Source organism: Tidjanibacter massiliensis (genome assembly GCF_900104605.1).
Classification (GTDB): Bacteria; Bacteroidota; Bacteroidia; order Bacteroidales; family Rikenellaceae; genus Tidjanibacter; species Tidjanibacter inops.
Genome location: NZ_LT629960.1, coordinates 1,312,523 through 1,331,382, shown reverse-complemented (window position 1 = coordinate 1,331,382; position 18,860 = coordinate 1,312,523). Strand labels below are relative to the sequence as shown.

General features: G+C 60.5%; 12 protein-coding genes. 7 read left to right on the top strand and 5 right to left on the bottom strand.

The features are described 5' to 3' along the window. Nucleotide 1 precedes the first annotated feature (1 nt). Nucleotides 2-1,648, bottom strand: coding sequence for an AMP-binding protein (locus BQ5361_RS06640; RefSeq protein WP_022064060.1), 1,647 nt, complete (start codon nt 1,646-1,648; stop codon nt 2-4). Between the two features lie 237 nt (nt 1,649-1,885). Between BQ5361_RS06640 and queG the strand changes: the two genes are divergently transcribed. Beyond that, nucleotides 1,886-2,812: a tRNA epoxyqueuosine(34) reductase QueG gene (gene queG / locus BQ5361_RS06635; protein WP_035472406.1), complete on the top strand. Its 927-nt coding sequence runs from the start codon at nt 1,886-1,888 to the stop codon at nt 2,810-2,812. Here the strand turns inward: queG and aroB are convergent. After that, nucleotides 2,790-3,920: a 3-dehydroquinate synthase gene (gene aroB / locus BQ5361_RS06630; RefSeq protein ID WP_022064062.1), complete on the bottom strand. Its 1,131-nt coding sequence runs from the start codon at nt 3,918-3,920 to the stop codon at nt 2,790-2,792. The genes queG and aroB overlap by 23 nt on opposite strands. A gap of 277 nt (nt 3,921-4,197) precedes the next feature. Here aroB and typA point away from each other — a divergent pair, with 277 nt between their 5' ends. Then, nucleotides 4,198-5,997, top strand: coding sequence for a translational GTPase TypA (gene typA / locus BQ5361_RS06625; RefSeq protein WP_035472252.1), 1,800 nt, complete (start codon nt 4,198-4,200; stop codon nt 5,995-5,997). Between the two features lie 400 nt (nt 5,998-6,397). On the opposite strand, the gene BQ5361_RS06620 is transcribed toward typA, so the two are convergent. Both BQ5361_RS06620 and BQ5361_RS10335 read right to left on the bottom strand, forming a co-directional pair. Then, entirely contained in the window at nt 6,398-7,510 is a 1,113-nt protein-coding gene (locus tag BQ5361_RS06620) for a radical SAM protein (protein ID WP_035472411.1), read from the bottom strand. Between the two features lie 140 nt (nt 7,511-7,650). After that, nucleotides 7,651-7,824: an indolepyruvate ferredoxin oxidoreductase subunit alpha gene (locus BQ5361_RS10335; protein WP_022064065.1), complete on the bottom strand. Its 174-nt coding sequence runs from the start codon at nt 7,822-7,824 to the stop codon at nt 7,651-7,653. Between the two features lie 296 nt (nt 7,825-8,120). Here BQ5361_RS10335 and BQ5361_RS06615 point away from each other — a divergent pair, with 296 nt between their 5' ends. Beyond that, nucleotides 8,121-10,448: a hypothetical protein gene (locus BQ5361_RS06615; RefSeq protein WP_143047532.1), complete on the top strand. Its 2,328-nt coding sequence runs from the start codon at nt 8,121-8,123 to the stop codon at nt 10,446-10,448. Nucleotides 10,449-10,757: 309 nt separating this feature from the next. Here the strand turns inward: BQ5361_RS06615 and serS are convergent, their stop codons facing one another. Continuing rightward, the gene (serS, locus tag BQ5361_RS06610; protein WP_035472258.1) at nt 10,758-12,029 is read right to left on the bottom strand and encodes a serine--tRNA ligase; all 1,272 of its coding nucleotides are present in this window, start codon (nt 12,027-12,029) and stop codon (nt 10,758-10,760) included. Nucleotides 12,030-12,165: 136 nt separating this feature from the next. Between serS and BQ5361_RS06605 the strand changes: the two genes are divergently transcribed. The 4 genes from BQ5361_RS06605 to BQ5361_RS06590 all read left to right on the top strand — a co-directional run bounded on the left by BQ5361_RS06605 (nt 12,166) and on the right by BQ5361_RS06590 (nt 18,804). Continuing rightward, nucleotides 12,166-12,999: a glutaminyl-peptide cyclotransferase gene (locus tag BQ5361_RS06605; protein ID WP_035472413.1), complete on the top strand. Its 834-nt coding sequence runs from the start codon at nt 12,166-12,168 to the stop codon at nt 12,997-12,999. Nucleotides 13,000-13,016: 17 nt separating this feature from the next. Continuing rightward, on the top strand, nt 13,017-16,652 hold the full coding sequence (gene metH, locus BQ5361_RS06600; RefSeq protein WP_071424985.1) for a methionine synthase: 3,636 nt from the start codon (nt 13,017-13,019) through the stop codon (nt 16,650-16,652). Nucleotides 16,653-16,810: 158 nt separating this feature from the next. Then, complete coding sequence (locus BQ5361_RS06595) at nt 16,811-18,025, top strand: M20 metallopeptidase family protein (protein WP_035472261.1); 1,215 nt, start codon at nt 16,811-16,813, stop codon at nt 18,023-18,025. A gap of 2 nt (nt 18,026-18,027) precedes the next feature. Further along, entirely contained in the window at nt 18,028-18,804 is a 777-nt protein-coding gene (locus BQ5361_RS06590) for a TrmH family RNA methyltransferase (RefSeq protein WP_035472264.1), read from the top strand. Nucleotides 18,805-18,860: the final 56 nt, after the last annotated feature.

The window sequence follows — 18,860 nt, the reverse complement described above, 5'->3', positions numbered from 1 at the left end:
CTTACCGTTTGTCTGCCGGCGTTTGCGGGTGTTCCTTCTCTTCCTTCGGTTTGCGGGTGTAGAGGTAGCGTTTGATTTTATGGGAAGGCGTCTTTTCGAAGTCGTGTTCCTGCTCCTCGATGGTGGCTATTTTGGAGGATTTGTTGACCTTCGAATTGACGTATTTTATCACGTCGGCCTTGATATCCTCCATGGTCGTGGCAAGGTCGTCTCGGAATTCGTGGTAGCGTTTCTCCAGTTCGGCCCGGTCGAAACGGACGAGCGCCACGAGTTTGCCCTGCTCCTGCGTCACGATGGAGTCGCTTATCAGAAAATGGCTGTTCAGAACGCTTTCGATATCCTCCGGGTAGATGTTCTCGCCGTTCGGCCCGACTATCATGCTGCCGAGCCTCCCCTTGATGTAGAGGAATCCGTCCGGGTCGAAGGCGCAGAGGTCGCGCGTGCGGAACCAACCGTCGGGAGTGAAAACCTCCGCGGTGAGTTCCGGATTCTTGTAGTATCCCAGCATTGTGCAGGGACTTTTGACCACGAGTTCCCCCTCGCCGAATTCGTTCGTATCTTCGAGCCGTGCCTCGATACCCGGCAGTACCGGTCCCGTAGAGCCGAGCCGCACGTTAGACGGTACCGCTCCGGCAATCAGCGGGGCCGTTTCGGTCAGGCCGTAGCCGATGGCGTAGGGGAACTTTCCTTCCGACAGGAACCGTTCCGCCTCCGTGTCGAGCTTCGCTCCGCCGATGCCGAAGAAGCGCAGCCGTCCTCCGAAGAGTTTGTAAAGCTGCCGCCCCGCTATGCGGTGTATCATCTTTCTGAAGAACGGTTTCCCGTAGAGTTTCCGCAGGAGGCCCGACGAATTGAACCGCCCGGCCACCTGGCTTTTGTATATCTTTTCTATGACCAGCGGGACGCTGAGCATCACCGTCGGGCGTACCTCCCTGAGCGCGGGCAGCAGGTTGGATGCCGTCGGCGGTCTGTCTACGTACACCACCGAAGCGCCGCACATGAACGGCAGCAGCATGCCGAGCGAACATTCGTAGGTGTGGGAGAGGGGGAGTATCGAAAGGAAGATGTCGTCCGGCTTCACGAAAAACAGGTCGCGGTCCATCTGTATTTGTGCCGCGAGATTGTAGTGCGTGAGCATGACGCCCTTGGGCGAAGAGGTCGTTCCCGATGTGTAGATTATCACCGCCAGGTCTTCCGGTTTCGGTTCGGTCATGGCCCCGAGTTCGAACGAAGTGCGGGCGATGATACCGAGGTTCTTGGTGCGTACCACGATGTTCATCCGTTCCACCACCTCCTTGGAGATGCGCGTGTAGAGCTTGTCGGATACGAAAAGCGCTTTGGCTTCGGAATGGGTGATTATCATGTCCAGCTCGCTGCCGGAGAAATCGGGCAGTATCGGAACGGCGACCATGCCGGAGGTGACGATGGCGAAATAACAGACGCTCCAGTTGGGCATGTTGCTGCTCAGCAGCGCCACTTTGTCGCCGCTGCCGATGCCGGCTCCGAGCAGGATACCGCGCACGTACTCCACCCGGTCGTCGAAATCGTTGTACGTCATGGATTCGCGTTCGAGCATCGAGAACGAAGGCCGGTTGCCGTAGGCCTTGATGCTGTGGGCATATAGTTCTTTGAGAGTCTGGAATTCCATTGGGAAATGATATGTTGTGAACCCTTGCCGCGGGCTCTTGCGTTCCGTAGGAGGCGCGGCCGCCTGCCTGTGTCCGGACGAGTCCGCTGCACTTCCGGCCGCCTCGTCGCACCGTTCGACCGCACGCTGCGTAACGCGCTGACCGGCCCGCCGTTCCTTTTCCTACACAACGCAAAGTTAATTATATTTATTTCCTACTCCTTTTATTAATCGTTATTTTTGCCGCAAATGGTCAATATGTTGCAAGCCCGTGAAATAAAGCAGGCCGCCGCTGCCGCCGGTTTCGACCTGTGCGGTATCTGTCGTGTGCGCAATTTCAGTGCCGAACAGACCTTTTTCGAGGGGTGGCTGGAGCGGGGGTTCGACGGAGGACTGGGGTATCTGCGCAGGAATGTGGAGAAGCGTTTCTCTCCGGCGGAACTGATGCCCGGAGCGCACTCGGTGGTGGTCTGCGGTGTCTCCTACAAGAATGATACGAGCCTCGGTTACGGCGATACGGCGGTACCCAAGGTGGCGTCGTATGCCTGTTCGGGGGATTATCATGTCGCGGTGAAGGAGATGCTGTACGAGACCGCTGCGCGGTTGGGACTGAAGGAGGACGGAACGGGTTTCAGAGCCTTTACGGATACGGCTCCGCTGCTGGAGAAACGGCTCGCCTGCGAAGCGGGCCTCGGTTTCATAGGACGCAATACGCTGCTCGTCTCGCCCCGTTACGGCTCTTTCCTGCTGCTCGGCGAACTGGTGGTGGATGTGCCGGTCGATACTTATGACCGGCCCTATGAGGGTATCGGCTGCGGCGCGTGCCGGAGGTGCGTGGAACATTGTCCGGCAGGCGCTTTGACAGGCGAGGGGCTGGATGCCCGCCGGTGTATCTCCCGGTTGACCGTCGAACCGCATCCGGAACGGGTCCCGGCGCTTGCGCAGCGCATCGGAGCTTCTACGGCGGGATGGATATTCGGGTGTGACGACTGTCAGAACGTGTGTCCCTATAACCTCCGGGCTCCTTTCTTTGCGAATCCTCGCTTCCGGCCGCTTTTCAGTCCGGCTGATATGCCCGCCTGCCGGTGGCTGGAGATGACACAGGCAGAGTTCGACGCGCGGTTCGGGGCGACACCGATGGCACGTTCGGGACTGGCACGTATCAAAGAGCTTCTGAGGCGCTGAGGCTTCCGGGAACTTCCGGGGCTTCTTCCGGTACGGCGGACTGCGGCGCCGGTTTCTGGGGTGCCTTCGCCGCGTCGAGGAAGATGTCTTCGAGGCTGTCGGTATTCACCATCTCCACCGAACATTCGCCGATGGCACGCGGAAAGACGAGGTAGATGCCGTTGCCTTCCCGTTTCTTGTCGGCACGGATGGCAATAAGCAGCTGTTTCATCTCTACCGGGTACTCCGTGGGCAGGCCCATGCTGCTGATGACGTTCCGGATACGGTCCGCCGTGGCTTCGTCGAGCTTGCCTGCGCGTACCGCCGCGTCGCAGACGATGGCCATGCCGGCCGCTACGGCTTCGCCGTGGGAGAGGTTGGTGAAACTTTTCTCTATCGCATGGGCGAATGTGTGGCCGAGGTTGAGTTTGCGCCGTTCGCCCCGTTCGCGCTGGTCGTGCTCCACTATCGCCGTCTTCACCCGGATGGAGCGGATGATGAGTTCGCGCAGCAGGGGAGCGTCGGAACGTATCTCCTCGAAGGAGTGCCTCTCCACCATGGAGAAGAGCTCCGCGTCGCCGATGATGCCCGCCTTTATTACCTCGGCCAGACCCGCCCGGAACTCCCGGTCGGGGAGGCTGGAGAGCAGCTCGGGGTCGCAGAGGACGAATTCCGGCTGGTTGAAGACTCCGATGATGTTCTTGTATCCGTCGAGGTTCACGCCGTTTTTGCCGCCGATGCTCGCATCGACCTGTGCGAGGAGGGTGGTGGGCAGGAATCCGAAACGGACGCCCCGCATGTAGGTGGAGGCGACAAAACCGGTGACGTCGGTCACGATGCCGCCGCCCATACCGACGATGAAGGTGCTCCGGTCGGCCCCCATGTGGAGGAGCTGGCGGTAGACCTCTTCGAGCTTGACGAAAGTCTTGCTGCTTTCGCCCTGACCGATGACGATATGTTCGTGCGCATTGACGAAAGCCAGGTTGTTGGCATGTACCTTGGCGTCGGTCACGATGATGATGCGGGGCGTTCCGCCGGGCAGCAGGCTCTCGAAGTTCTCCTCTACGGAACCTATCACGACCCGGGACGTGGCCCCTTCGTCGCATACGATATTGATGATATCCTTCATATGTGATTCCTCGCTGAAGTTGCAAAGATAATCCCGATTGGATTAGAATCGGCATAAATGGGGACGATAATTTTCAGTGCGGAGTGCCGTCCTGTCGTGGCGGCGTTGCCCGTCGGTCGGAGAGACGGAAATTTTTGTATGAAATCGGCGATTTATTCGTACCTTTGCGCCCTAATCGGAAGACGTGTAGGCACGCTTCCGGCCAATGTGTTGATAACTGCCTGCCGGCGTCGTTCCTGCGCTTCTGCGGCGGGCTGTATAACGGAAAGGATATCAGATGCGGAAACTTCGCAACATCGCCATCATCGCCCATGTAGACCACGGCAAAACCACGCTGGTGGATAAGATGATACTCCAGGGACATCTGTTCCGGAACGCCGCTTCGGCGGGCGAACTCATACTCGACAACAACGATATCGAACGGGAGCGGGGAATCACGATTCTCTCCAAGAATGTTTCGGTCATCTATAAGGACTACAAGATAAACATCATCGACACGCCCGGTCACTCCGATTTCGGGGGCGAGGTGGAGCGCGTGCTGAACATGGCCGACGGAGTGTTGCTGCTTGTGGACGCTTTCGAGGGGACCATGCCCCAGACGCGGTTCGTACTTCAGAAGGCGCTGGCGCTGGGCAAGAAACCCATTGTGGTGATAAACAAGGTGGACAAGCCCAACTGCCGTCCGGAGTTTGTGAACGAGCAGGTGTTCGACCTGATGTTCACCCTCAATGCCAACGAAGAGCAGCTCGACTACCGTACCGTGTACGGCAGCGCCAAGCAGGGGTGGATGTCCAACAAACTGGGCGAACGTACCGACAATATCACACCGCTGCTCGACGCGATAATCGACGATATTCCCGAACCGGCCCGTGTGGAGGGGACTCCGCAGATGCTCATCACCTCGCTCGAATACTCTCCTTACGTGGGGCGTATCGCCGTGGGCAAGGTGACGCGCGGCACACTTCGGCCGGGCATGAACGTGACGCTCGCCAAACGCGACGGCGTGACGATGGTGAAGACCAGAATCAAGGACCTGATGACCTTCGAGGGGCTCGGAAAGAGCAAGGCCGAAGAGGTGCCGTGCGGCGAGATATGCGCCATTGTGGGTATCGAGGGTTTCGAGATAGGTGACACGATATGCGATTACGACAACCCCGAACCGCTCGAACCGATAGCCATCGACGAGCCCACGATGAGCATGCTCTTTACCATCAACGATTCCCCCTTCTTCGGCCGTGACGGCAAGTACGTGACTTCCCGCCATATCAAGGAGCGGCTCGACCGGGAACTGGAGAAGAATCTCGCCCTGCGCGTGGAGCCCGGTGCGACGGCGGACAGCTTCGTGGTGTACGGGCGCGGCGTGCTGCACCTTTCCGTGCTCATCGAAACGATGCGCAGGGAGGGGTACGAGCTGCAGGTGGGACAGCCCAAGGTCATCATCAAGGAAATCGACGGCCGAAAGTGCGAACCGGTGGAGGAGCTGACCATCGACCTGCCCGACGAATACTCCGGCAAGGCCATCGAGATGACCACCAAACGCAAGGGGACGCTCGTGAACATGGTGTCGGAGAACGGCCGCACGAGGCTGGAGTTCGACATCCCTTCGCGGGGCATCATCGGGCTAAGGAGCAACCTGCTGACCGCTACGGCCGGCGAGGCGGTGATGGCGCACCGGTTCAAGGATTTCGAGCCCTACAAGGGAGAAATAGAGATGCGCAGCAACGGTTCGCTGATAGCCATGGAGACGGGGCAGGCGTATGCCTATGCCATCAACAAGCTTCAGGATAGGGGCCGTTTCTTCGTATCGCCCGGCGACGAGATATATTGCGGCCAGGTGGTGGGCGAGAGCACCCGCGAGGGGGACATCACCATCAACCTGACCAAGTCGAAGAAGCTGACCAACATGCGGGCGAGCGGTTCCGACGAGAAGATGAACATCGCTCCGGCGGTCATCTTTTCGCTCGAAGAGGCGCTGGAGTATATCAAGGAGGATGAGTATGTGGAGGTGACGCCCAAGGCGATGCGGCTGCGGAAAATCCTGCTTGACGAGACGGAGCGCAAGCGCGCCGCGAAATAGTCCGCCGGGGGGCGGATGCAACGGAGGGGCCGCATCGACCGATGCGGCCCCTCCGTTGTGTCTGTCGCTCTTCGGCATCCGGAACGTTTCGGTTCGACGGGTTGTCCGTGGATGTTCCTCCGTTGTGCCTGACGGGCTTTGCGATTCGGCGGCCCGGCCGGTTCCCGTGTGTTTTGAGCGAGCCTTTCCGCTGCATGCCTGTTTCCTGGAGCGGCTTCGTTCCGTACTGCCCGTCGGAACGGCAATGTTCGGCGTGTCGGGCGGTTTTGTGCGGCAGTCCGGATGCTGCCGATTTCGCCGGAGCGGAAAACTGCAGGTACCGGGAGGAGACTCCCCCGTTTTACTCTTTGCAGGCCTTCTCTTTGCAGGGCTGTTGTTCCGTTTGTTTCGGGGCCGGAGGTTACTGCCGGGAGAGGGCCGCGGCGTAGTCGCGCTTTCGGTAGAGCTGGTCGCGCAGCTGTGGAGTGAAACCCGCTTCACGGATGGCCCGCTGGATGCCTTCGGCATCGAAAGCGTTGCGGGCGCCTGCCGAGGAGACCACGTTCTCCTCTATCATTATCGAGCCGAAATCGTTGGCTCCGCAGTGCAGGGCTATCTGTGCCGTGGCCTTGCCGACGGTGAGCCACGAAGCCTGTATGTTGCGTATGTTGTGGAGTACGATGCGGCTGACGGCGATGAGACGCAGGTATTCGAGCGGGGAGAAGCGGGAACGTACCCCCTCCTTTTCGAGCCGGGTACCCTCGCTGCAGAATATCCACGGGATGAAAGCGATGAAACCGTAGTGGCCCTCCGGGCATTCGGCCTGCAGGTCGCGCAGCAGCAGCAGGTGTTCGATGCGCTGGGCGGGTGTCTCCACATGGCCGTACATCATGGTAGCCGAGGTGGGCAGGTTTATCCGGTGGGCTTCGCGCATCACTTCGCACCATTGCGCGACGGAGGGTTTGCCGGGTGAGATGCGGCGGCGCACTTCGTCGCAGAGAATCTCCGCGCCCGCGCCGGGCAGCGAATCGAGCCCTGCCTCGTGCAGCCGTCGCAGCGTCTCGCCTATCGAGAGGCAGCTGATACGGGCGATGTGGGCGACCTCCGGGGCACCGAGGGCATGGAGCCGGATTTCCGGATGGCGGGCCTTGAGGCCGCGGAAGAGCTCTTCATAAAAGGCGATGTCGAGGCGGGGGTGCAGGCCGCCCTGCAGCAGCAGTTGGTCGCCGCCCAACCGCAGGGTCTCCTCTATCTTGGCGTCATAGGCTTCGGGGGTCGTGATGTAGGCGGTGCGCTCGCCGGGCCGGCAGTGGAAATTGCAGAACGTACAGCCCGAGATGCAGACGTTGGTGATGTTGACGTTGCGGTCTATCTGCCAGGTCACGGTACCGGGCTCTTCCACTGCCCTGCGGCGCAGTGCGTCGGCCAGGCGGAAAAGCCGTGCGGGCGGGACCGTTTCGTAGAGCCACAGCGCTTCGTCGAAAGTGAGCGGCACCCGGTCGAGCGCTTTGCCGCGGATGGTTTCGAAATTCATCGTGTTTTCCCTTTTTGCATGCGAAGTTACGAAAAATAGCGGTCTGCCGGGCGGAAAGCGGGGAGGACGTTCCGGCAGGGGAAACGAAAAGGGGCACGGCCGCTGCCATACCCCTCTTTCGTATTCTGGAAATATCCGGTTTACTCCTCCGAAATAGCCTCCGTCGGGCAAACACTTGCGCAGGTGCCGCAGGAGATGCATTTGTCGGCGTCGATAACATAGGAGTTATCACCGGCCGAAATCGCTTCGGTGGGACATTCTCCGGCGCATGAGCCGCAGGAGATGCAGACATTCTCATCAATTTTGTAAGCCATTTCTTTAGTGTTTAAGTGTCGTTAAAAACTTCGCAAAGATAGTATTTTATCTTGTATAAAATAAACGGCCTCCGGATTATTTTATTTTGCCAGACGAAAGGGCGGCTACCGGCCGTGGGAGAGGATGGAGTATCCCTGTCGGTGGCGCTTCCGGCGGTCTCCCGGCGAGGCGTGCGCCGTACCTCCTGGCGCCGCAGCGGTGCTTTTCCGGATAATTTATATCGTTTATATATAATGTTTTAAATGCGGAAATGTATCTTTATCTTTGGCTAAACATTAACCTTAAATTCAGGACTATGAAACAGATTGGACGGAATGTGATGTGCGGCCTTTGCACGGCGGTGACCGCTGCGGCGGTGCTGCTCTCTTCGTGTACGCAGGGGCCGGAGCCGGTAGGGCCGCAAAGCGGGATGACCATCCGTGCGACGACGGAGGTGACACGTACCGCACTGGGTGCCGACTATTCGGTCGTGTGGAACGAGGGTGACTCGTTTCTTCTGATGAACGACAGCGGCGGCAGCTCCGTGTTCGGATTGACGGAGGGGGCCGGGGAGCGTTCGGCGACTTTCACCGGCGATTGGCTCGATGCCGGTTCCGACGGTATGTATTATGCGGCGTACCCGGCTGCAGGTGCGGTTTATGATTCGGGGTCGGTGGCTATGGAGATACCTGCCGAACAGCCTTATGCAGCAGGGACGTTCGCTTCGGGCTGCAATCCCATGGTCGCTTCGGGCAGCGACCCGGAATCCGGTCTCGCTTTCCGGAACGTATTCGGATTGCTGGAACTGCGCATTACGGGCAGTACGGTGCTTTCCAAACTCATGTTGACGAGCAATACCGATTTGAGCGAGCAGGCGCTGAATCTTTCGGGCAGGATGTATTTTGGTGCCGACGGTTCTTTCGTCGGTTATGCGAAGACGGAGCAGACTGCCCGTTCGGTGACCGTAACGGGTATCGATACGCAGCTTTCCGATACGCCTCTGTCGGTGTATGTCGCCGTTCCGCCTGCGGAATACGATGCGCTTACCGTCCGTTTGTTCGATAAGGAGGGAGGATATGTCGAGCGCACGCTGGCATCGCCGATAACCGTCGCCCGCAATACGGTGCTGCCTGTCGAGGGACTCGTGTTCGACGGGGCGGAGAAGACCGGCGCCGTCATCATGACCATCGACCAGAAGAACTATTCGCCCTATCGGATGTTGGTGAACTTCGTGATGGCGGAAGGATGCGCGTCCTTCATACCGGGCTATGTGGAGAAGGCGGTGTTGGAACAGTGGTTCGCAGACAATGCCGGTCATACGATGGAGGAGTTCATTCTGGCCAACCAAGCGTATCAGGAGCAGTTCGGGGACATTCCCGGCGAATTTTCCGTGGAGCCGGAGACGGAGTATGTCGTTTATGCCCAGCCTTACGATGCCGACCATCGGCCGTTGGAGCCGGTGACGGAGACCTACCGTACCAAAGCGTTGGTACGGAGCGGGGAACGGATGACCGGCTCTTATGCGTGGCTTGCGGCCGACTTGCTGGAACTTCGTTTCGAATTTTCCTCTCCTGCCGTCGAACGCTATTGGCTGGCCGTATATGCCGGAGCCGATTACGAGAACGTCTTTAAGGAGGAATATGAAGATGAATTGCGGGGAGTGCTGAGCGTGGGAAGCGTGTTCCCGGCGACCGAGGCGGTTCAGACTCTTGCGGTTCCGTCGGGAAAGGCCGACCGTTATGTCGTGCTGGCGGTACCGGAGTCGGCGGACGGCATCGGCGAACTCTGTACTTTCACGGTGGAGGTACAGCGCAGTGCGGCGGCGTTGAGCAGTCTGGACGTCGATGCGTCCGACCGGTCGTTCGTCGTACGTTTCGTCAATGACGGCAGTGCATATGTCCGCTTCGGAGCGTTCCAGGGCGGTGTGAGCGACGAGGACCTGAAGGCAACGCTTGCAGGCGGAGGCAATTTGCTGGAGTTCGAGAGCGAATCGGCATCGGTAGAGCGTGAATTCGTCAATTTCAAGCCGCTCACCGATTATACGGTCGCAGCCCTTGCGTTCGATGCCGACGGAGTGGCCGGCGGATTCTATCGCGCCGATTTCACTACGCTCGACCTGATACCGGGCGAGGACAGCGAGGCATACCGGAAATACATAGGTACCTGGGCCCTGACGTTCTATACCGATGCGGCGAAGGCGAACGGCCCCTATTGGCAACCCGTTACGGTGCGCGAGGAAGTGGTCGGCAAGTCCTATCTGGTTTCCGGCCTGATGAACAGTGTGTCCGGTACCGTGGTGACCGACGATGCCGTCCGGGCCTACTTTACGGACGGCCGCATCGAATTCGCCGGAGGCACTCCGGTAGCGGCTGCCGGAGCGAACGTTACTTTCGAGCCTTTTACTTCGGGAATGTACATCGGAAATGGTTACAGTCTGTACGGTACCTGGAGTGCGGACGGGGTTTCCTTCGATGAGTCGTGGGATAGCTATGACGTCATCGGATACGCTTTCTGGAACAACGATGCGGGGGCTCAGGTCGACATACTGTTCTTCTATCCTTCGCTTCTGCCGCAGACGTCGGGAGGGATGGCTTCGACCGAGAGTTTCGTACCGCAGCCTCCGGTTTCACCGGGATGGAAGTGAGAACAGGCGATTCGGTAACAGGAATGGACGCGGCGGAAAATCTCCGCCGCGTCCGCTGTTTGCGGGGACGTTCCCGTATTTCTCGGGTACCGGTGCGTTTTCCCGATGGCTTTTGTCCGTTTTCCCGGCGGCAGAGGAAGCAGAGAACGATGTAGGGATTAGGAAGAGGACAGAGCGGGAACGAAAGGTACCGCCGGGCGATTCTCGCCAGTGGTCCTTTCGGAGCAAGGGTGGCCGGCCGCAGCGGGAGAAAAAAGAGAGCGGCCTGCCGGGTATCCGGCAGGCCGCTGGCATGTGCGGGGCAATCCGTTATTTTATCCGGTCGAACCCGGTGAAGGGGACGAGCGCCGCGGGAATGCGGATGCCGTCGGGCGTCTGGTTGTTTTCCAGCAGCGCGGCCACGATGCGCGGCAGGGCGAGCGAACTGCCGTTGAGGGTGTGGGCCAACTGGATTTTCCGGTCGGCGTCGCGGTAGCGGAGTTTCAGCCTGTTGGCCTGAAAAGTCTCGAAATTCGACACGGAGGAGACCTCCAGCCATCGCTTCTGGGCGGCAGACCATACCTCGAAATCGTACGTGAGGGCCGACGTGAAGCTGATGTCTCCGCCGCACAGCCTCAGGATGCGGTAGGGAAGTTCCAGTTCCTTTACGATGCTTTCCACGTGGGCCACCATTTCGTCGAGTGCGGCATAGGAATTTTCGGGCCTTTCGATGCGCACGATTTCCACCTTGTCGAATTGGTGCAGGCGGTTGAGGCCGCGCACGTCCTTGCCGTAGGAGCCGGCCTCGCGGCGGAAACAGGGCGTGTAGGCGGTCATGCGCACGGGAAGTTCCGCTCCGTCGAGGATGACGTCGCGGTAGATGTTCGTCACGGGAACTTCGGCCGTAGGAATGAGGTAGAAATTGTCCTGCGTTACGTGGTACATCTGCCCCTCCTTGTCGGGAAGCTGGCCCGTGCCGAAGCCCGACGCTTCGTTCACCATCAACGGGGGCATCACCTCCGTGTAGCCCGCTTTCGTGTTGCGGTCGAGGAAGAAGGAGATGAGGGCTCGCTGCAGAGCTGCTCCCTGTCCCTTATAGACGGGGAATCCGGCTCCCGTGAGCTTCACGCCCAGCTCGAAATCGATAATGCCATATTTGCGCGCCAGTTCCCAGTGTGGAAGCGCCCCTTCGGGCAGTGCCTCGGGCAGCGGCGTGATTTTGACCACTTCGTTCTCCTCGGCGCTCCTGCCTGCCGGTACGATTTCGGTCGGTACGTTGGGCAGGGTAACGATGAGCGCGTTCATGCGGTCGGCGGCCTCGCGGAGCTGCTCTTCGAGTTTTTTCGACTCCTCCTTCAAGAGCGTTACCCGTCCCTTGGCCGCGTCGGCCTCTTCGCGTCGTCCCGCGGCAAAGAGCTTTCCTATCTCCTTGGAGAGGGCGTTCTGTTCGGCAAGGCAGCCGTCCAGCCGCTGCTGGAGCGAACGGCGCAGGTCGTCCTCCGCTATGATTTTTTCAATCACCGGGGCCGCATCGACTCCCTTGACGGCGAGGCGCTCCACGGTGCGCTGCCTCTCTTCCCGGATTTGTTTCAAAGTAAGCATACCCAGTCGGTTTTAATTGGGCAAAATTAATAAAATTATGGCAATCGCCGGAGGGTTTCGCCGCTATTTGGCGGGACGGTATATGCGTTTCGGCATATTTTGCGTAACTTTGTACATTCCGGTAAATTTCAAAATGATGAAAAGGATAGTCGTACTTTATGTTATACTCGCGCTGGCCGTATCCTGCGGCGGGCGCGGGACGGCGAAGCGGGCTGCGGCCGCACCTGCTGCGCCTCAGGCCCCGGTCTCCTTCCGCGAACCGGCGGAATACACCTACCGCGTGAAGGCCGTTTATCCCCACGATACCGGAGCCTATACGCAGGGACTGTTCTGGCTCGACGGGTATCTGTACGAGGGAACGGGCCAGAACGGGCGTTCGGAGCTTCGGCGGGTGGAACCGGCGACCGGGCGCGTGCTGCAGCGCGTGGGACTGGAGAGAAAGTATTTCGGCGAGGGTATCGCATACCTCGGCGGCAAGATATACCAGTTGACTTGGGTGGCGGGCCGTGCGTTCGTCTATGATGCGGAGGATTTCCGGCCGCTCCGTTCGTTCGTGTACGACGGCGAAGGGTGGGGGCTGACCACCGACGGGGAGTATCTCTACATGAGCGACGGTTCCGACAAAATTTATGTGCGCGATGCGGAGAATTTCGGCGTGGTGCGGACGCTGCAGGTTACGGCCAAGGGGCGGCCGGTGGACATGCTCAACGAACTGGAGTGGATAGAGGGGCGCATCTGGGCCAATCTTTATCTGTACGACCAGGTGGTCGTCATCGACCCGCAGACGGGCGAGGTGACCGGGGTGGTGGACTTCGAAGGCCTGCAGGAGCCTTCGGACCGGACGCCGGAAACGGATGTTTTCAACGGTATCGCCTACGATGCCGCATCGGGAGACATCTATGTGACCGGAAAGAACTGGAACAAACTTTATAAAGTAGAGATATTCGAGAAAGAAAAAGGAGAGGAGTGAGAGCTCCGTAAGGGAGAATGGGAAAAGAGTTATACGATATTATCGGGGAGCGGATTGTCATCCTCGACGGCGGTATGGGTACCATGATACAGCGGTACGGCCTGCGGGAAGAGGAGTACCGGGGCGAGGAGTTCGCATCGTGGCATCTCCCGCTGAAAGGGTGCAACGATTTGCTGGCCCTTACCCGGCCGGAGGTCATCGGGGAGATACACCGCGCCTATCTGGAGGCGGGTGCCGACATCATTACGACCGATTCGTTCAATGCGAACCGCATTTCGCTCGCCGATTACGGCCTGCAGGAACATGCGTATGCGATTAGCCGCGCTGCGGCACAGGTGGCCCGACGGACGGCGGACGACTACATGCGGGAGCATCCGCAGGCGGGGCCACGGTTCGTGAGCGGTTCGGTGGGGCCGACGAGCAAATCCTCCTCCATCGCCACGGACATGAACGACACCGCGCGCCGCGAGGTCGATTTCGAAGGGCTCGTTGCCGCTTATACTCCTCAGATAGAGGGGCTGGTGGACGGCGGCGCGGACATCATCCAGTTCGAGACCTTTTTCGACACGCTCAACTGCAAGGCGGCGATATTCGCCGCCGGGGAGGTCTTCGCCTCGCGCGGAAGGAAACTTCCCCTTATCGTGTCGGGAACGCTCACCAACAGCGGACGGACGCTCTCCGGACAGACCGTCGAGGCATTCTACGCATCGGTCGCGCATGCCCGGCCGCTGGCCGTCGGTTTTAACTGTTCATTCGGGGCGCGGCAATTGCTGCCCTACCTCAAACGGATGGCCGACATCGCGGAGTGTCCGGTATCGGTCTATCCCAATGCCGGCTTGCCGAACCTCGCAGGCGAATACGAAGAATCGCCGGAGACCATGGCGGTGCAGATGGAGGAGTATTTCCGGCAGGGGCTGGTCAATATCGCGGGCGGATGCTGCGGTACGACGCCCGACCATATACGCGCCGTTGCGGAGGCCGCACGGCGCTATCCGCCGCGTCCGCTGCCGGTTCCGCGGCACCGGACGATGCTTGCCGGGCTCGAACCCCTCGTAGTGGATGAGACGACAGGTTTCGTGAGTGTCGGCGAACGCACGAACGTGGCCGGTTCGGCCAAGTTCGCCCGTCTGATACGCGAAGGGCGTTTCGAGGAGGCGCTCGCCGTGGCCCGCAATCAGATAGAGGGGGGCGCACAGGTCATCGACATCTGTTTCGACGACGGAATGATAGACGGCCCGGCAGCGATGCGCAGGTTTCTCAACATGGCCGCTGCCGAGCCGGAGATAGCGCGTGTCCCCGTGATGATAGACTCTTCGTCGTGGGAGGTGCTGGAGGCGGGACTTCAGTGCGTGCAGGGCAAGAGCATCGTGAACTCCATTTCGCTCAAGGAGGGCGAAGAGACCTTCCTGCACCGTGCGTCGCTCATCCGGCGGTACGGTGCGGCGGCAGTGGTCATGCTCTTCGACGAGCGCGGGCAGGCCGACGTTTACGAGCGCAAGATAGAGGTGGCCGCACGGGCTTACAGGTTGCTGACCGCAGCGGGTTTTCCGCCCGAGGATATCGTCTTCGACCCGAACGTGCTGGCCGTGGCGACGGGTATTCCGGAGCACGACGTGTATGCCCGTGACTTCATCCGGGCGACCGAATGGATACGGGCCAACCTGCCGGGAGTGAATGTCAGCGGCGGAATCAGCAACCTGTCGTTCGCTTTCCGGGGCATCGACCGTGTACGCCGGGCCATGCACTCGGTGTTCCTGTACCACGGCCGGAAGGCGGGCCTCAATTTCGGCATCGTCAATCCGGCCATGACGGACCTTTACGAAGAGATAGAACCGGAACTGCTCGCGCTGGCCGAGGATGTGGTGCTGGCGCGGCGGACGGAGGCCGCGGAGAACCTCGCCGCATACGCCGAACGTGTCCGGGGCGAGAAGGAGGCCGGAGGCAGAGCCGCCGCAGGCGAGGAGTGGCGTTCGCTGCCCGTAGGGGAGCGGATATACCATGCGATGGTGAAGGGTATCGCCGACCGTATTGCCGATGATGCGCTGGAGGCCGTCGGAGAGGGAATGACGCCCCTTGAGGTCATCGACCGCTGTTTCATGCCCGCCATGGAGCATGTGGGCGAACTCTTCGGGCAGGGGAAGATGTTCCTGCCTCAGGTGGTGAAGACGGCACGGGTGATGAAGAAGGGGGTCGGTGCCCTGACGCCGCTGATAGAGGGCGGCAGTACGGAGAACTCCGGCAAAGAGAAGGCGCTGCTCGCCACCGTGAAGGGCGACGTGCACGACATCGGGAAGAATATCGTGTCGGTGGTGATGGCCTGCAACGGTTATCGTATCCGGGACCTGGGCGTGATGGTCGAGTGTGAGGATATCGTGGATACCGCCCTCGAATGGGGGGCTGACGTGATAGGGCTGAGTGCGCTGATAACGCCTTCGCTGGGCGAGATGATAAAGGTGGTGCGGGAGCTGGAGCGGCGCGGGGTGAGGATTCCGGTCGTGGTCGGCGGAGCCACCACGTCGGGGGTGCATACGGCCGTCAAGATAGCCCCGGAGTATTCCGGCCCGGTGATACACTGCCGCGACGCGTCGGAGAATGTGGTCGTGCTCGGCAAACTGTTCGGCCCGGAGCGGGAGGAGTTCCTCGCCGACCTGCGGAGAAGACAGGAGGAGCTGCGGCGCAGTTATGCCGCTTCGCACGGCGAGGGAAATTTGCTCCCTCTTGCGCTGGCGCGGACGAACCGGCACGTAAAGCGGGCCGAAGATGTGGAGCTGCCGCGCAGCTCCGGTATCCGGCAGTTGCTCGACTATCCGATATGCGACGTGATACCCTATATCGACTGGAGCTATTTTATCTCCTCGTGGGGGCTGAAGGGACGGTGGCCGGAGATTCTCTTTTCGTCCGACAAGGGGGAGGAGGCGCGGAAACTCGTGGACGACGCGCAGACCATGCTCTATCGGATAGGCCGTGAAAAACTGCTGACCCTGAATGCGGTCGTGGGCATATTCCCCGCTTTCTCGCGCGGGGACGATATCGTGGTGGAACGGGAGGGGCGGAAGGTAGTTCTTCCGCAGCTCCGCTGTCAGTCGGCTTCGACCGCGGAGAACCTGTCGCTCGCCGATTACGTGCTGCCGGAGGGGGAAGGGAACGATTATGTCTGCCTTTTTGCTGCCAGTGCGGGTTTCGGACTGCACGAACTGGTGACTGGACTGCGCGAGAGCGGCGACGAATACGGGGCCATCCTGGCGAAGCTGCTTGCCGACCGGTTGGCCGAGGCTTTCGCCGAGGCGCTGCATGTGGCCGTGCGCCGCGATCTCTGGGGGTTCGAGGCCGGAGAGACCATGCCGGTGCAGGAGGTTCTGGCCGGGAATTATCAGGGAGCGCGGATGGCCTTCGGGTATCCGGCCGTTCCCGACCATTCGCTCAAAAAGGAGGTCTTCCGGCTGCTCGATGCGGAGCGGATTACGGGAATGAAGCTGACGGACAGTTATATGATAGACCCCGGCGAATCGCTTTGCGGAATGATACTCGCCGACCGGCACCTGAAATATTTCGATGTCGGCAAGATAGATGCCGAACAGCTTGCCGATTATGCCCGTCGTCGGAGAATCACTCCGGAGGAGGCGAAAAGGCTGCTGCCGAAAAATATCGTTTAGAAGAGGCATGTTCCTTGCAGCCCTTTGTCGGCGGGAGAATGCGGGGCGTTTGTTGCTCCGTATGGCGGTACGGGCTGTCCGTATCCCGGGGAGCGGATGTTCCGGATGCGGCAGATTTTGGCGATTCAGTATGCGGGCCGGGAAGGCCTATTGGAGATATGGATAACAGGGAGAAACAGACAGTCATCAACGAGGCGCTCGGGGAGTTCCTCCATGTCATGATGTGGCGCAGGAGCCTGCACCAGCACCCGGAGCTCTCGTTCGAGGAGCACCGAACAGCGAAGGTCGTGGCCGAGGCGCTCCAGCACGAGGGTATCGAATACCGCAGTGTGGCGGGGACGGGTGTCCTCGCCCGTATCGAGGGGACGAAGGCGTGCGTCGGCCGCGAGCGGGATGCGCTCGTGCTGCGGGCCGATATGGATGCGCTTCCTATTGCGGAGGCGACCGGGCTCGAATTCGCTTCTGTCCATAAGGGGGTGATGCACGCCTGCGGCCATGACATGCATACGGCCATCCTGCTCGGGGCGTTGAAAATCCTCAACCGTCACCGCGACCTCTTCTGCGGAACGGTGTTCGGACTTTTCCAGCCGGGCGAGGAGCTGAACCCCGGCGGGGCTTCGCTGGTGATGCGGGAACGTCCGTTCGACGGATACCGCGTCGCGGCGTTCGTCGGACAGCACGTGGAACCCATGCTCAAGACGGGAACGTTCGGTTTCCGGCGGGGAAAATACATGGCCTCGAGCGACGAACTCCGTTTTCGCGTGAATGGTGTCGGTGGACATGCCGCTCTCCGGGAGCGGATAAAGGACCCGGTGCGGGCGGCGGCCGAACTCATCCGGCTGCTCTACGATATACCTGCCGCGAATCCTTCGCCGGAGCTTCCCACCATCGTTTCCATCGGTCGGGTGACGGCCGACGGGGCGACAAACGTCGTGCCCGACCGCACCTTTATGGAGGGAACGATGCGGACATTCGACGAGACGTGGCGCCGCCGTGTCAAAGAGATGGTACACGAGGCCGCTGCAGAGGTGGATGCCCGGTTCGGCGTCTCCACCGAGGTGGATATCAACCACGGCTATCCGTGCGTTTACAACGATGAGGAGCTGACGCGGCGGGTGGAGAGCGCCACGGCGGGACTTTTCGGGGAGGATGCGGTGATATCCCTCGGTCTGCGCCCCACGGCGGAGGACTTCGGATACTACACGCTCGAGTACCCTTCGGTCTACTACCGGCTCGGCGTGGGGGGCGACGGAGCGTATTTCGACAGCCGTTCGGCGGGTCGGATACACACGGGCACCTTCCGTCCCGACGAGAAGGCGCTCGGCTACGGTGTGGTGCAGTTCATCAATATCGTCTTTACCGTTCTTGGCTGACCATGCTCACCAAAGCACGCATAAGACAGGTCAGGTCGCTTTCGGACAAGGCGGCCCGCAGCGAGAACGGCCTCTTCGTGGCGGAGGGGCGCAAGATGGTCGGCGAGGCCCTGGCGGCCGGAGCCGACATAGAGCGTATTTACCTGACCGGCGAAGAGGGTGCCGGGGGGGTGGACGAGGCCGTGCGCCGCGGCATCGTCGAACGGGTGTCTGACAGCGAGATGGAGCGCATGAGCCATCTGAAAACCCCTGCGGACATGCTCGCCGTGATACGCATGCCCGCCGACGGCGGGGAGGCAGCCTTCCCGGCCGGAGAACTCTCCCTCTGCCTGGACGGGGTACAGGACCCCGGTAATCTGGGGACAATCATCCGGATAGCGGACTGGTTCGGGATTGGCAGGGTGTTTTGTTCGCCCGATTCGGCGGACTGCTACAATCCCAAGGCGGTGCAGGCCACGATGGGAGCCCTTTTCCGGGTATCGGTAGGGTACGGTCCTCTCGATTCGGCGCTGGCGGAGGCGGCCGTGCGCGGGGAGGCTGTTTACGGTACTTTTCTCGGAGGAGACGACCTTTACCGGGCGGAGCTCTCTGCCGGGGGCATCATCGTCATGGGAAGCGAAGGACGGGGTATCTCCCCGCAGGCCGCCGCGCTGGTGAACCGGAAACTCTTCATTCCGCCATTTCCGCCCGGGCGGCATGGCTCCGAATCGCTGAACGTAGCCGCCGCGACGGCTATCGTATGCGCCGAGTTCCGTAGGCGTGTACGTGCGGCACGATGATACCTTCCGGTTCGATGTGCCGGGGAGGGAATGGAAACGGCTGCCGGGGATGTGCC

Excerpts from the sequence above, each read along its gene's own strand:
- BQ5361_RS06640 (WP_022064060.1), bottom strand. The coding sequence starts at position 1,648 with ATGGAATTCCAGACTCTCAAAGAACTATATGCCCACAGCATCAAGGCC.
- queG (WP_035472406.1), top strand. The coding sequence starts at position 1,886 with ATGTTGCAAGCCCGTGAAATAAAGCAGGCCGCCGCTGCCGCCGGTTTC.
- aroB (WP_022064062.1), bottom strand. The coding sequence starts at position 3,920 with ATGAAGGATATCATCAATATCGTATGCGACGAAGGGGCCACGTCCCGG.
- typA (WP_035472252.1), top strand. The coding sequence starts at position 4,198 with ATGCGGAAACTTCGCAACATCGCCATCATCGCCCATGTAGACCACGGC.
- BQ5361_RS06620 (WP_035472411.1), bottom strand. The coding sequence starts at position 7,510 with ATGAATTTCGAAACCATCCGCGGCAAAGCGCTCGACCGGGTGCCGCTC.
- BQ5361_RS10335 (WP_022064065.1), bottom strand. The coding sequence starts at position 7,824 with ATGGCTTACAAAATTGATGAGAATGTCTGCATCTCCTGCGGCTCATGC.
- BQ5361_RS06615 (WP_143047532.1), top strand. The coding sequence starts at position 8,121 with ATGAAACAGATTGGACGGAATGTGATGTGCGGCCTTTGCACGGCGGTG.
- serS (WP_035472258.1), bottom strand. The coding sequence starts at position 12,029 with ATGCTTACTTTGAAACAAATCCGGGAAGAGAGGCAGCGCACCGTGGAG.
- BQ5361_RS06605 (WP_035472413.1), top strand. The coding sequence starts at position 12,166 with ATGAAAAGGATAGTCGTACTTTATGTTATACTCGCGCTGGCCGTATCC.
- metH (WP_071424985.1), top strand. The coding sequence starts at position 13,017 with ATGGGAAAAGAGTTATACGATATTATCGGGGAGCGGATTGTCATCCTC.
- BQ5361_RS06595 (WP_035472261.1), top strand. The coding sequence starts at position 16,811 with ATGGATAACAGGGAGAAACAGACAGTCATCAACGAGGCGCTCGGGGAG.
- BQ5361_RS06590 (WP_035472264.1), top strand. The coding sequence starts at position 18,028 with ATGCTCACCAAAGCACGCATAAGACAGGTCAGGTCGCTTTCGGACAAG.